At 70.3% G+C, this 13,315-nt stretch carries 14 protein-coding genes; 12 read left to right on the forward strand and 2 right to left on the reverse strand.

Annotated elements, in window-relative coordinates; all coding sequences use genetic code 11:
- From DEJ17_RS08890 to dapF, 10 genes are all read left to right on the forward strand, one after another.
- The coding region (locus DEJ17_RS08890; protein ID WP_258366735.1) for a DNA translocase FtsK at positions 1–1,920 on the forward strand (1,920 nt) is incomplete at its 5' end.
- Positions 1,921–1,925: 5 nt separating this feature from the next.
- Positions 1,926–2,570 carry a CDP-diacylglycerol--glycerol-3-phosphate 3-phosphatidyltransferase gene (gene pgsA / locus DEJ17_RS08895; protein WP_181421114.1) on the forward strand — a complete coding sequence of 215 codons (645 nt, stop codon included), beginning with the start codon at positions 1,926–1,928 and terminating at the stop codon, positions 2,568–2,570.
- Entirely contained in the window at positions 2,567–3,094 is a 528-nt protein-coding gene (locus DEJ17_RS08900; RefSeq protein ID WP_110893132.1) for a CinA family protein, read from the forward strand. Before pgsA ends, DEJ17_RS08900 begins: the two co-directional genes overlap by 4 nt.
- A gap of 154 nt (positions 3,095–3,248) precedes the next feature.
- Positions 3,249–3,557 carry a helix-turn-helix domain-containing protein gene (locus tag DEJ17_RS08905; RefSeq protein WP_027464765.1) on the forward strand — a complete coding sequence of 103 codons (309 nt, stop codon included), beginning with the start codon at positions 3,249–3,251 and terminating at the stop codon, positions 3,555–3,557.
- Positions 3,558–3,643: 86 nt separating this feature from the next.
- Complete coding sequence (locus DEJ17_RS08910; protein ID WP_110893135.1) at positions 3,644–3,868, forward strand: DUF3046 domain-containing protein; 225 nt, start codon at positions 3,644–3,646, stop codon at positions 3,866–3,868.
- Between the two features lie 273 nt (positions 3,869–4,141).
- Complete coding sequence (gene recA, locus DEJ17_RS08915) at positions 4,142–5,203, forward strand: recombinase RecA (protein ID WP_027464767.1); 1,062 nt, start codon at positions 4,142–4,144, stop codon at positions 5,201–5,203.
- Complete coding sequence (locus DEJ17_RS08920; protein WP_110893138.1) at positions 5,200–6,102, forward strand: regulatory protein RecX; 903 nt, start codon at positions 5,200–5,202, stop codon at positions 6,100–6,102. The genes recA and DEJ17_RS08920 overlap by 4 nt, the downstream gene beginning before the upstream one ends.
- 26 nt (positions 6,103–6,128) lie before the next feature.
- A complete protein-coding gene (miaB, locus tag DEJ17_RS08925) occupies positions 6,129–7,619 on the forward strand; it encodes a tRNA (N6-isopentenyl adenosine(37)-C2)-methylthiotransferase MiaB (protein WP_110893140.1) in 1,491 nt (496 codons plus the stop codon).
- Positions 7,606–8,589, forward strand: a complete 984-nt coding sequence (gene miaA / locus DEJ17_RS08930; RefSeq protein WP_181421115.1) for a tRNA (adenosine(37)-N6)-dimethylallyltransferase MiaA — start codon at positions 7,606–7,608, stop codon at positions 8,587–8,589. The genes miaB and miaA overlap by 14 nt, the downstream gene beginning before the upstream one ends.
- Positions 8,586–9,476 (forward strand): diaminopimelate epimerase, encoded by an 891-nt coding sequence (gene dapF, locus DEJ17_RS08935; protein WP_042538440.1) that lies wholly within the window; start codon positions 8,586–8,588, stop codon positions 9,474–9,476. The genes miaA and dapF overlap by 4 nt, the downstream gene beginning before the upstream one ends.
- 115 nt (positions 9,477–9,591) lie before the next feature.
- Here dapF and DEJ17_RS08940 read toward each other — a convergent pair whose 3' ends face one another.
- Positions 9,592–10,218 (reverse strand): class I SAM-dependent methyltransferase, encoded by a 627-nt coding sequence (locus DEJ17_RS08940; protein ID WP_110893142.1) that lies wholly within the window; start codon positions 10,216–10,218, stop codon positions 9,592–9,594.
- A gap of 61 nt (positions 10,219–10,279) precedes the next feature.
- Between DEJ17_RS08940 and hflX the strand changes: the two genes are divergently transcribed.
- Positions 10,280–11,821 carry a GTPase HflX gene (hflX, locus tag DEJ17_RS08945; protein ID WP_110893145.1) on the forward strand — a complete coding sequence of 514 codons (1,542 nt, stop codon included), beginning with the start codon at positions 10,280–10,282 and terminating at the stop codon, positions 11,819–11,821.
- Between the two features lie 184 nt (positions 11,822–12,005).
- Here the strand turns inward: hflX and lexA are convergent, their stop codons facing one another.
- Positions 12,006–12,650 (reverse strand): transcriptional repressor LexA, encoded by a 645-nt coding sequence (gene lexA, locus DEJ17_RS08950; protein WP_027464773.1) that lies wholly within the window; start codon positions 12,648–12,650, stop codon positions 12,006–12,008.
- Between the two features lie 236 nt (positions 12,651–12,886).
- Between lexA and DEJ17_RS08955 the strand changes: the two genes are divergently transcribed.
- Positions 12,887–13,264 (forward strand): LysM peptidoglycan-binding domain-containing protein, encoded by a 378-nt coding sequence (locus DEJ17_RS08955; RefSeq protein ID WP_110893147.1) that lies wholly within the window; start codon positions 12,887–12,889, stop codon positions 13,262–13,264.
- Positions 13,265–13,315 lie beyond the last annotated feature (51 nt).

The raw sequence follows: 13,315 nt of genomic DNA on the forward strand, positions 1-13,315 counted from the left end.
GCCCCCGTCGTCCCCGCCGCCAGCCCGAACGCCGGTGCCGCCGCCGGACTCGTCGACCTCACGCCGGCCGAGCCCGCGTCGGTCAACCTCAACGACTCCGTCGAGCAGGACCTGCAGGACGCCGAGCAGGCCCTCCGCGCGTTCGGCACCGACGTCCCCGCGCGACCGGAACCGACCGCCGACATCCGTCCGGCTGTTCCCGAGGTGCTGTCCGAGCCCGAGGTGGTCGACGACGAGCCGGACGAGGTCGACGCCGCCGCCGAGCTCAGCGCGGCCGCCTCCGGTTCCGACGAGGACCCCTCGAAGCCCTACCGGTTGCCCGCCGCCACCACGTTGAGCTCCGGCACGCCGTCGGTCGCGCGCAGCCAGGCGAACGACGACATCGTCGCCGCCATCACCGGGGTGCTCACCGAGTTCAAGGTCGACGCCAAGGTCACCGGGTTCTCCCGTGGTCCGACGGTGACCCGGTACGAGATCGAGCTCGGCCCCGGCGTCAAGGTCGAGCGCGTCACGGCCCTGTCGAAGAACCTGTCGTACGCGGTCGCCTCGAACGAGGTCCGCATCCTGTCGCCGATCCCGGGCAAGAGCGCCATCGGCGTCGAGATCCCGAACACCGATCGTGAGATCGTCTCGCTCGGCGACGTGCTGCGCTCGAACGCGGCCCGGAAGTCGAAGCACCCGATGACGATCGGCGTCGGCAAGGACGTCGAGGGCGGCTTCGTCGTCGCGAACCTGGCGAAGATGCCGCACCTGCTCGTCGCCGGCTCCACCGGTTCCGGCAAGTCGGTGTTCATCAACTCGATGATCACGTCGCTGCTGATGCGCGCGAAGCCGTCCGAGGTCCGCATGGTCCTGGTCGACCCGAAGCGCGTCGAGCTCTCGATCTACGCCGGTGTCCCGCACCTCATCACGCCCATCATCACGAACCCGAAGAAGGCGGCCGAAGCGCTGCAGTGGGTCGTGAAGGAGATGGACATGCGGTACGACGACCTGGCGTCGTTCGGGTTCCGCCACGTCGACGACTTCAACAAGGCGATCGAGAACAACGAGATCGTCCTGCCGGCGGGCAGTGGGCGGAAGCTCAAGCCGTACCCGTACCTGCTCGTCGTCGTCGACGAGCTCGCCGACCTCATGCTCGTGGCGCCGCGCGACGTCGAGGAGTCGATCGTCCGCATCACCCAGCTCGCCCGCGCCGCCGGCATCCACCTGGTGCTCGCGACGCAGCGCCCCTCGGTCGACGTCATCACCGGCCTGATCAAGGCGAACGTGCCGTCGCGCATCGCCTTCGCGGTGACGAGCGTCACGGACTCCCGCGTCATCCTCGACCAGCCGGGCGCCGACAAGCTCATCGGTCAGGGCGACGCGCTCTTCCTGCCGATGGGCTCGTCCAAGTCGCTCCGCGTGCAGGGTGCCTGGGTGCAGGAGGGCGAGGTCGCCGAGGTCGTCCAGCACGTCACGCGACAGGCGCAGCCCGAGTACCGACAGGACGTCCAGGCCGTCGTCGAGCGCAAGGAGATCGACGCCGACATCGGCGACGACCTCGAGCTGCTGCTCGCGGCCGTCGAGCAGGTCGTGTCGACCCAGTTCGGTTCGACGTCGATGCTGCAGCGCAAGCTCCGCGTCGGCTTCGCCAAGGCCGGTCGCCTGATGGACCTGATGGAGTCCCGCGACATCGTCGGGCCGTCCGAGGGCTCGAAGGCTCGCGACGTCCTGGTGACCGCCGACCAGCTGCCCGCGGTGCTCGCGAAGCTCCGCGGCGAGGAGCCGCCCGCCGCGGCCGCTCCCGCAGCGCCGGCGCCGACGCCGTCCGGCGACGGTGACCGCTACGGCGCCGACCCCGTCGGGGACATGACCCGCGGGTACGATGAAGTCCACGACGAGCCCGATGAGGACGCGTGGGGACTGACGGGCAGGGAGTGACGGCGATGACCGCCTCGGACAGCACGAACACCACGCACGGCGCACGGTTCCCGTGGCGCGGGCGGCTGCTGCGCAAGGGCCCCGGCCCGGCGTCGACCGCGAACGTCGCGAACATCATCACGGTCATCCGCATCCTGATGGCGCCGCTGTTCTTCGTCCTGCTGCTCGCCGACGCCGGCAACGACGGGCCCCTGCGGATCTGGGCCGCGGTCGTCTTCGTCGTGGCGATCGTCACGGACAGCGCCGACGGCATCATCGCCCGTCGCCAGAACCTGGTCACGGACTTCGGCAAGCTCGTCGACCCGATCGCCGACAAGGTGCTCATCGGTGGTGCCCTCGTCGCGCTGTCGATCCTGCAGGAACTGCCCTGGTACGTGACCGTGCTGATCATGGTGCGCGAGATCGGCATCACCGTCTTCCGGTTCGCGGTGCTCTCCGACCGGGTGATCCCGGCCAGCCGCGGCGGCAAGATCAAGACCGTGCTGCAGGCGGTCGCCCTGACGGCCGCGCTGTTCCCGTGGTGGAACCTGGTCGGCGACTGGGCGCACTGGGTCAACGGCATCCTGATGACGGCCGCGTTCCTGGCAACGATCCTGAGCGGGATCGACTACCTCTGGCAGGCATGGAAGCACAACCGCACCACCGCATGACCGGACCCGAGCGCTCGACGCAGGCCGCGCCTCCCGTCCCGGTCGCACCGGGACTCATCGCCGAACTGACGGCGCGGGGCGAGACCCTCGCCGTGGCGGAGTCCCTCACCGGCGGACTCGTCGTCGCGACCCTCGTCGATGTGCCGGGGGCGAGCGCCGTCGTCCGCGGCGGGGTCGTGGCGTACGCGACGCCCGTGAAGCACTCCGTGCTCGGGGTCTCGGCGGAGCTCCTCGAGGCCGAGGGCGCCGTGCACCCGGAGGTCGCCCGGCAGATGGCCGCCGGTGTCCGGATCACGCTGTCCGTCGACGGGGAACCTGCGACGTGGGGGATCAGCACGACGGGCGTCGCCGGCCCGGACCCACAGGACGGCAAGCCCGTCGGCACGGTCTACGTCGGGATCGCGTCCGCCGCGGGGGCTGAGGCCTGGGAACTCCGCCTCGACGGCGACCGCGAGGCAATCCGGCACGCCACCGTCTCCGAACTCCTTGCACGGATGTCGTCCGAGGTCCGGGGCCGGGAATAGGTCCCGTTTCCACTGGGTTACATCTCACGAAATCTCCAGCAGTACGGCAGCCAGCCTGGCTAACATGCTGCAACCGGCAACGCTATTGTTGCTGAACCCGAACTCGATCCACCGGACCGAGCGGGCGCGGAGACGACAGAGAGGAGGAGTTCTCATGGTTCTCGTTCGTCAGGAAATCGGCGATGTGCTCCGGGACTTCCGCTTGCAGAAGGGCCGGACCCTCCGTCAGGTCGCGTCCAAGGCCAGTGTCGCGCTCGGGTACCTCAGTGAGGTCGAGCGCGGGCAGAAGGAAGCCAGCTCGGAGATCCTCGCGTCCGTCGCGGATGCTCTGGACACGCCCATCTCGACCATCATGCGCGAAGTGGGCGACCGCCTCGCGATCGTCGAGGGGCTGACCCCCGTCCCCGACACGCTCCCGGACGACCTCGTCGCCGAGTTCGACAACGACCTCGCGGTGCGCTGAGCCCGCCGCACCGAACGCCCTCGCCGGTCCTTCCCGGCGGGGGCGTTCTGCGTTCCGGTCCACGACCGCGCGCCTAGGCTGGTCGGATGCGCGTGAGTGAGTTCTGGCGAGCCGTCGACCAGGTGTTCGGTGAGGCCTACGGTTCCGTGGTCACCCGTGACGTCGTGCTCGAGGGGCTCGGCGGGCGCTCCGCCGTGGACGCCCTCGCCGCCGGTGTCGACGCCCGCCGGGTGTGGGACGCGCTGTGCGACTCGCAGGACGTCCCGTTGGACCGTCGGCACGGCAAGGGCCTGGCCGAACCCCACGACTGAGCGAGTCTCCGCGGAGCCCGGCACCCGAAACTGTGTTCGGCGTGTTGCTCGAACGCGTGTTCGATCGGTGGTAGCTTCCTCCACAACGGCGTCGCCCGGGTGTTCCATCCACAGATCGCGTGACCGTCGGCAGGGATGTCGGTGGCTCGCCATAGGTTGATGGACATCGGGAACAGCCCGAAGCCTTGTCGCAGAACCATCGGCCTTGCACCATCGGCCGGCGTGGACGCGACAGCCTACAGGCGGCCGAACACGAGCACGAAGGAGCACCCCATGCCATCACCGGCAGACCGCGAGAAGGCCCTCGAGACCGCACTCGCACAGATCGACAGGCAGTTCGGCAAGGGTGCGATCATGCGCCTCGGTTCGGACGAACGCGCCCCCGTCAACGTCATCCAGACCGGGTCGGTGGCGCTGGACGTCGCGCTCGGCATCGGTGGCCTGCCCCGTGGCCGCATCGTCGAGATCTACGGCCCGGAGTCGTCGGGCAAGACGACGCTCACCATCCACGCCATCGCCAACGCCCAGCGCGCCGGCGGCATCGCGGCCTTCATCGACGCCGAGCACGCGCTCGACCCCGAGTACGCCAAGAAGCTCGGTGTCGACATCGACGCCCTGCTCGTGTCGCAGCCCGACACCGCCGAGCAGGCGCTCGAGATCGCGGACATGCTGGTCCGTTCGGGCTCCATCGACCTCATCGTCATCGACTCCGTGGCGGCCCTCGTGCCCCGCGCCGAGATCGAGGGCGAGATGGGCGACTCGCACGTCGGTCTGCAGGCCCGCCTCATGTCCCAGGCCCTGCGGAAGCTCGCCGGTGGCCTGAACCAGACGCAGACCACGATGATCTTCATCAACCAGCTGCGCGAGAAGATCGGTGTGTTCTTCGGTTCGCCGGAGACCACCTCGGGCGGTAAGGCGCTGAAGTTCTACGCGTCCGTCCGGCTCGACATCCGTCGCATCGAGACGCTCAAGAGCGGCACCGACGCGGTGGGCAACCGCACGCGCGTCAAGGTCGTCAAGAACAAGATGGCGCCGCCCTTCAAGCAGGCCGAGTTCGACATCCTGTACGGCGTCGGCATCTCCCGCGAAGGCTCGCTGCTCGACTTCGGTGTCGACCACGGCATCGTCAAGAAGTCGGGTGCCTGGTACACCTACGACGGCGACCAGCTCGGCCAGGGCAAGGAGAACTCGCGTTCCTTCCTGATCCAGAACCCCGAGATCGCTGCCGACATCGAAGGCAAGATCCTCGCCAAGCTCGGGGTCGGTGGTGCCAAGGCCGAAGATGCCCCGGTCGAGTCGATCGCGCCGAAGCTCGCGGAGCGCAAGGGCGCGTGAGCACCGACCACGACGACGACGGCCTCGCACCGGTCACCGACCTGTTCGGTGCGAGGTCGCGTCGTCGCGCTCCTGTCACGCCGGTGACGCCCGCGATCCCCGAGCCTCCGGTGTCACCGGACGAACCGCGAGACGTCGACGGCTGGGCGCTGCCCGAGTCGGACGAAGGCCGGGCGGACGAGTTCGACGCCGATTCGCCGGTGCCCTTGCACGGTACCCGGGGGCCGGCAGCATGGGTGTCGCCCGTCATCGGTGACGGCAGCGGGCGCTCGAGCCGGGCCGAGCAGGACGGCTACGACTCCGAGACCGCTGACGCCACCACCGCGTCGGTGTTCTCCATCGCCGGCGGCGAGGAGATCGACCCGGCCGACGCACCGCGTCCGCTCGACGAACAGCGGGCGGACGCCGAACGGATCAGCCTGCGCGCGCTCGGCCGCAAGGGCGTGAGCGAGTCCGAGATGCGGACCCTGCTGCTGCAGCAGGACCTCGACCCCGACGTTGTCGAGCACGAGATCGAACGGTTGACCCGTGTCGGGCTCCTCGACGACGTCGCCCTCGCCACCGACCTGGTGGATCGGCTGCACGCCCGCAAGGGCCTCGGTCGACAGGGCGTCGTGACCGAGCTCCGTCGCCGGGGGATCGACCAGGTGGCGATCGACACCGCACTCGACGAGGCCGCCGACGACGAGGACGACGAGTTCCTCCGTGCGCACGAACTCGCCGACAAGCGGGCACCGCAGATGCGCGGGCTCGACCGGGCCACCGCGGAACGCCGGCTGTCCGGCTTCCTGATGCGCAAGGGTTACAGCTCCGGCGTCGTCCGGATCGCTGTGGCGCGGGCACTCGACGGCGGTGGGAAACGGCCGCAACCCGGCCGCGGAACCGTACGGTTCGAGTAGTCGCTCCGACCTACACTGGAACGACCATGGCCACCGTCGCAGCGCGCCCCCGCACCTACGAAGTCCGCACCTACGGGTGCCAGATGAACGTGCACGACTCCGAGCGGTTGAGCGGGTCGCTGCAAGCGGCGGGCTACACCGCGGCGGACGGTGCGCAAGCCGACGTCGTGGTCATCAACACCTGTGCGGTGCGCGAGAACGCGGACAACCGGTTGTACGGCAACCTCGGGCAGCTCGCAGGCATCAAGCGCGAGCACCCCGGCATGCAGATCGCCGTCGGCGGATGCCTGGCGCAGAAGGACAAGAACGTCATCCTCGAGAAGGCGCCGTGGGTCGACGTGGTGTTCGGAACGCACAACATGGGCTCGCTCCCGACCCTGCTGGAGCGCGCGCGGCACAACGACGAGGCGCAGATCGAGATCCTCGAGGCGCTCGACGTCTTCCCGTCGACGCTGCCCACCAAGCGCGACTCGACGCACAGCGGGTGGGTCTCGATCTCGGTCGGCTGCAACAACACCTGCACGTTCTGCATCGTCCCCTCACTCCGCGGCAAGGAGAAGGACCGACGCCCCGGTGACGTCCTGGCCGAGATCCAGGCACTCGTCGACGACGGCGCGATCGAGGTCACGCTGCTCGGGCAGAACGTGAACTCCTACGGGGTCGAGTTCGGCGACCGGCAGGCGTTCGGCAAGCTGCTGCGGGCCACCGGCGCCATCGAGGGTCTCGAGCGCGTCCGGTTCACGAGCCCCCACCCGGCAGCCTTCACCGACGACGTCATCGACGCCATGGCCGAGACGCCGAACGTCATGCCCCAGCTGCACATGCCGTTGCAGTCGGGCTCCGACCGGATCCTGAAGGCCATGCGACGGAGCTACCGCAGCGAGCGGTTCCTCGGCATCCTCGACCGCGTCCGCGCGAAGATCCCGCACGCCGCGATCTCCACCGACATCATCGTCGGCTTCCCCGGCGAGACCGAGGCCGACTTCGCGGACACCCTGCGCGTCGTCGAGCAGGCACGGTTCGCCTCGGCGTTCACGTTCCAGTACTCGATCCGTCCGGGCACCCCGGCAGCGACGATGGACGACCAGCTGCCGAAGCACATCGTGCAGGAGCGCTACGAGCGACTCGTCGCACTGCAGGAACGCATCACCGCGGAAGAGAACGCGCTGCAGGTCGGCCGGAGCGTCGAGGTGCTCGTCGCCTCCAGTGAAGGCCGGAAGGACGACGCCACCCGCCGGCTCTCCGGTCGCGCGGAGGACTCCCGGCTCGTGCACTTCACCGTGCCCGCCGGGTCCGAGGTCCCGCGCCCCGGCGACATCGTCACCGTCGACATCACCCGCGCCGCACCGCACTTCCTGCTCGCCGACGACGACGCTCCGCTGCGCATCCGGCGGACCCGGGCCGGTGACGCCTGGGACCGCGCGCAGGCCGAGAGCTGTGGCGTGCCCACCCCGGCCGCGGCCGACGGCCCACGTCCGGTTCCGCTCGGGCTGCCCACGCTCCGTGTCGGGCGCTGAGCCCGCCGCTGGCGGAGCGTCGAGCGAACCGACGCTCGCGTCCGGCACGGCTGCCGACCTGATCGCGGTCGTCGGGGCGACCGGGACCGGCAAGTCCGACCTCGGCATCGCCATCGCGGCGCGGCTGCGTGCCGCTGGCCGTCATGCGGAGATCGTCAACGCGGACGCCATGCAGCTGTACCGGGGCATGGACATCGGTACCGCGAAGCTCCCGCCGGCCGAACGGCACGGCATCCCGCACCACCAGCTCGACGTGCTCGACGTCACCGACGAGGCGAGCGTCGCCGCCTACCAGGTCGCAGCCCGCGCCGACGTCGACCGGATCCAGGCCGACGGTGGCGTGGCCGTCCTGGTCGGCGGGAGCGGCCTCTACGTCTCCGCGGTGCTGTTCGATCTGGCGTTCCCGGGCACCGACCCCGAGCTCCGCGCGCAGCTCGAGCGCGAGCACGAGGAACTCGGCCCGGGCATCCTGCTCGAACGGCTCCGCGCCCTCGACCCGGCGGCCGCCGCGACGATCGACGCACGCAACCCACGGCGGTTGATCCGTGCACTCGAGATCGCGAGCCGATCCGAGGTCGTGACCCCGAGCCTCCCGGCCGCGCCACGCGCCTGGCGACCGTCTCGCATCCTGCACCTGCGACGTGACCGCGAGCAGCTCGTGTCGGCGCTGCACGAGCGCGCGGCGCGGATGTTCGACGCCGGACTCGTCGACGAGGTCGCGGCGCTCCGCGAGCAGGGGCTGGAGCAGGGCAGGACCGCGCGTGGGGCGATCGGGTACTCGCAGGCGCTCGAGGTGCTCGCCGGCACGTCGACCCGCGAGCAGGCGGTCGAGGCGACCGGCGTCGCGACCCGGAAGTACGCCCGGCGCCAGGTGTCGTGGTTCCGGCGGTACGCCGACGCCGAGACGCTCGACGTCACGGGGGCGGACCGCAGCGACCTGTCGGAACTGGCCCGTAGGATCGTGCCGTGACCGAGCTGCACTTCACCAAGGGCCAGGGGACCGGCAACGACTTCGTCCTGTTCGCCGACCCCGACGCCACCGTCGACCTGACCCCCGAGCGGATCCGCGCCATCGCGGACCGACGCTTCGGCGTGGGCGGCGACGGCGTGATCCGCGCGGTGCGGTCCGAGGCCATCCCCGAGGGGCGCGCGCTCGTCGCCGTCGAGCCCGAGGCGACGTGGTTCATGGACTACCACAACGCCGACGGCACGGTCGCGGAGATGTGTGGCAACGGCATCCGCGTCTTCGCCCGGTACCTGACCGAGTCCGGCCTCGTCGAGCTCGCGCCCGGCGAGACGCTGACCGTCGGCAGCCGCAAGGGGCTGGTCGACATCCAGCGCACGACGAACGGGTTCGCCGCCGACCTCGGCCGATGGGGCCTGGGCATCGAGGGCGGTGGGTCCGACGACGTGCTCGTGCGGGCGAAGAACCTCGACGGGGCGCGACCGGGCATCGGCATCGACGTGGGCAACCCGCACGTGGTCGTCGCCGTCGAGACCGAGGACGAACTGGCCGATCTCGACCTGACCTTCCTGCCGGTGCTCGAACCGGCGCCGGAGCACGGTGCGAACGTCGAGTTCGTGCTGCCCGGCGACCCGCTCATCAAGGACGGCGTCGGCGAGATCACGATGCGGGTGCACGAGCGGGGGAGCGGCGAGACGCTGTCGTGCGGCACCGGGGCGGTCGCAGCGGCCCTCGCCACCCGTTACTGGGTCGGTGCGGGTGCGCCGGACACCTGGCGGGTGCGGGTGCCGGGCGGTCTGCTGACGGTCCGGATGACGGCGACCGAGGACGGCGAGCACGTGTCACTGTCCGGTCCCGCCGAGCTGGTGTTCTCGGGCGACCTGACGGTCTGACGCGGGTGGCGCGGGCGCCCCGCTCGCGCCCCGTTCGCGCGGGCCGGGCGCTCGCCTCGTGCCGCTACGTGAGCAGGGATGGTCGGGTGCGCTGCGGTGACCCGACCATTCCTGCTCACGAAGTGCGTGCCTCCGCGCTGCGGTGCACCCGGAGGACGCGGAAGCCCTTCGCCGTCGATTCCCGGGTGACCGCGAACCCCTCGCCGAGCGCCCCGACGAGCCACTTCTGCAACGAGTCGCCCCCGAGGTCCTTCGACACGACGAGCCAGGCGTCGCCGCCGACTTCGAGCCGGGGCAGCCACGTCAGCAGGATCTGGTGCAGCTCGTCCTTGCCGACACGGATCGGCGGGTTCGACCAGATCGTGCGGAAGCGCAGGTCGGTCGGAACGTCGTCGGGCAGCGCGACCGTGACGTTCGACGCTCCGGCGGTCTCGGCGTTGGCGCGCGCGAGTCCGAGCACCCGTTCGTTGACGTCGACGCCCCACACCTGGGCGTCCGGGGACTGCAGTGCCATCGTGATCGCGATCGGGCCCCAGCCGCAGCCGATGTCGAGCAGCGCTCCGTCCGCAGCGGGTGTCGGCACCGAACCGAGCAGGACCTTCGTGCCGCGGTCGACGCCGTCGGGGCTGAAGACCCCCGCCGCAGTCGACAGGGTGAGGGGCTGACCGGCGAGCGTGACGTGCACCTCGCGCTGGCGGACCTCCGACGACGGAGTGGCCGAGAAGTAGTGGTCGTTCGCCATGGATGAACCGTATCGGCAACCGAGTGTGTCGGAGGGCCTCCAGAGGTAGCCTGTGCACAGGATGACGGATACCCATCAGCAGAACCACCAGACCAACGACGACAGCGCAGACGGTGTCGTCGAGAGGGTGTTGCGCAACGCAGACCACCGCGCAGCATCGTCCATCTTCGCACCCGCCCAGGCCATCCAGACGCAGTCGGTCGACGACCGCAGCTGGACCGGCGACGGCGACCAGTACGACCGTGAGGACCGAGCGGCGCTGCGCCGTGTCGCCGGCCTCTCCACCGAACTCGAGGACGTCACCGAGGTCGAGTACCGCCAACTGCGGCTCGAGCAGGTCGTCCTCATCGGCGTGTACCCACAGGGCGACGCGCAGGACGCCGAGAACTCCCTGCGCGAGCTGTCGGCCCTGGCCGAGACGGCCGGCGCGGTCGTGCTCGACGGGCTCCTGCAGCGTCGGCCCCACCCCGACGCCTCGACCTACCTCGGCAAGGGCAAGGCCGAAGAGCTCGCGATGATCGTGAAGGCCACCGGCGCCGACACCGTGATCGCGGACACCGAGCTCGCTCCCTCGCAGCGCCGTGCGCTCGAGGACGTCGTGAAGGTCAAGGTCATCGACCGTACGGCCGTGATCCTCGACATCTTCAGCCAGCACGCCAAGAGCCGCGAGGGCAAGGCGCAGGTCGAACTCGCCCAGCTCGAGTACCTGCTGCCACGACTGCGCGGCTGGGGTGACTCGATGTCCCGGCAGGCCGGTGGTCAGGTCTCAGGCGGTGCGGGCATGGGTTCGCGTGGCCCCGGTGAGACCAAGATCGAACTCGACCGGCGTCGCATCCACACCCGGATGGCCAAGCTCCGCCGCCAGATCGCCGGGTTCCGTCCTGCGCGCGAGGCCAAGCGTGCCGAGCGCAACCGCAACGAGGTGCCGAGCGTCGCGATCGCCGGCTACACCAACGCCGGCAAGTCGTCGCTGCTCAACCGGCTGACGAGCGCGGGCGTGCTGGTGCAGAACCAGCTGTTCGCGACGCTGGACGCCACGGTCCGCCGGACCGAGAGCACCAAGGGCCGCGAGTACACGTTCGCCGACACCGTCGGCTTCGTGCGGAACCTGCCGCACCAGCTCGTCGAGGCCTTCCGCTCCACGCTCGAAGAGGTCGGCGACGCCGACGTCATCGTGCACGTGGTCGACGGCTCGCACCCCGATCCCGGGGCGCAGTTGTCCACCGTGCGCGAGGTCATCGGCGACGTCGGCGCGGGCGACATCCCGGAGATCGTCGTCTTCAACAAGGCCGACCTGATCGACGACGCGCAGCGCCTCGTGCTCATCGGACTCGTGCCGGACGCGGTGTTCGTGTCGGCGCGCACCGGCGAGGGCATCCCGGAGCTCCTCGGTGTCATCGAGGACCGCCTGCCCGAGCCCGACGTCGACCTGACGATCGTGGTGCCGTACGAGCGCGGCGACCTGGTGTCGTCGCTGCACGACACGGGCTCGGTCGAGTCCGTCGACTACGTCGAGGACGGCACGCGCCTGCGGGTGCGTGTCTTCCAGCGGCAGGTCGCCGAGCTCGAGCCCTACGTCGTCACGCCGGTCCCGACCGTCTGACGGCCGGCTCCGGTGGGCGTTGGCGCTGGCGAGCGCTGCCGCGCGGTCTGGAGGCCCGTCACGGGTCCGCCGGACGCCGTCGCGTCACCGAGACGCCCCGGAACACACGAAACGCCGCCGGATCCGGCGGCGTTTCGTCGTGCAGGGGGCGTCGTACGGTGACGACGGCGTCTCGCGCCGGCGTTCAGAGGGAGCGGAGGACCGCGACGACCTTGCCGAGCACCGAGGCCGCGTCGCCGAGGATCGGCTCGAAGGCGGAGTTGCGCGGCAGCAGCCACGTGTGCCCGTCGCGCTGGCGGAAGACCTTGACCGTCGCCTCTTCATCGAGCATGGCCGCGACGATGTCACCGTTCTCAGCGGTCTGCTGTGACCGCACGACGACCCAGTCGCCGTCGCAGATCGCGGCGTCGATCATCGACTCGCCGACGACCTTGAGCATGAAGAGCTCGCCGGTACCGACGAGCTGCCGGGGGAGCGGGATGATCTCGTCGACGTGCTGCTCAGCGGTGATCGGGACACCCGCGGCGATCCGACCGACGAGCGGCACGAGCGTGGTGGCGTCGATGTCCGGGCCGCCGACGTCGGAGGACGGCTCGTCCACCAGGACCTCGAGCGCACGCGGGCGGTTCGGGTCGCGACGGATCCACCCACCGAGCTCGAGCTGACCGAGCTGGTGGGAGACGCTGGAGAGCGAGGAGAGCCCGGCAGCATCGCCGATCTCGCGCATGCTCGGCGGGTACCCCCGCGAAGCGATCGACGCACGGATCGCGTCGAAGATCGCCTGCTGCTTCGGCGTCAGCGGCTTCTGGCCCCGCAGTTCGTCCACCACGTCGTCTCGCTTTCGTCGGTGCCGGTCCGGCCGCGGCGGGAATGTCGGTGGTCCCCGTCAGGCTTGTCCCAGTCGATCGAAACAGTATCCGACCAGCCAGGGCCGGACAAACACCTGTTCGAGCGTGTCGCAAGAAAACCCCGCAGAAATCCCCTCCCAGGACTTGTGCGTCATCTGATTCGAAACTATGTTCGGTACACGACTTCGGTTCCACCGAACGGGAAGGCAAGAACGACATGAGCACCATCGCCATCGCTGACATCCAGCGCACCGCGGCGCCCGCCGTGCGTACCCGCCTGCGTCTGACGCGGCGCGGCCGCATCGTCTTCACGACGCTCGCCGCGATCCCGCTCCTCATCGTCGTCGCCCTCGGCGTGCTGAACGGTGGACAGGCCTCCGCCGGTGACGCCACCGCCGGTGGCGCCCGCACCCAGTTCGAGACCGTGACGATCCAGCCCGGCGAGACGCTCTGGCAGCTCGCCGAGCAGACGGCCCCGAACTCGGACCCGCGCGACTTCGTGCAGGACGTCGTGAGCCTCAACGCGCTCGACGGCTCCGCGCTGCAGGCCGGCGAAGAGATCGCCATCCCCACCAAGTACACCGACGGCGAGTAGCCGCTCGGGCAGCGCCGTCCAGACGGCTGGTCGTCGCACGGTGACAGCGGC

It is taken from the genome of Curtobacterium sp. MCSS17_011 (assembly GCF_003224275.1).
Classification (GTDB): Bacteria; Actinomycetota; Actinomycetes; order Actinomycetales; family Microbacteriaceae; genus Curtobacterium.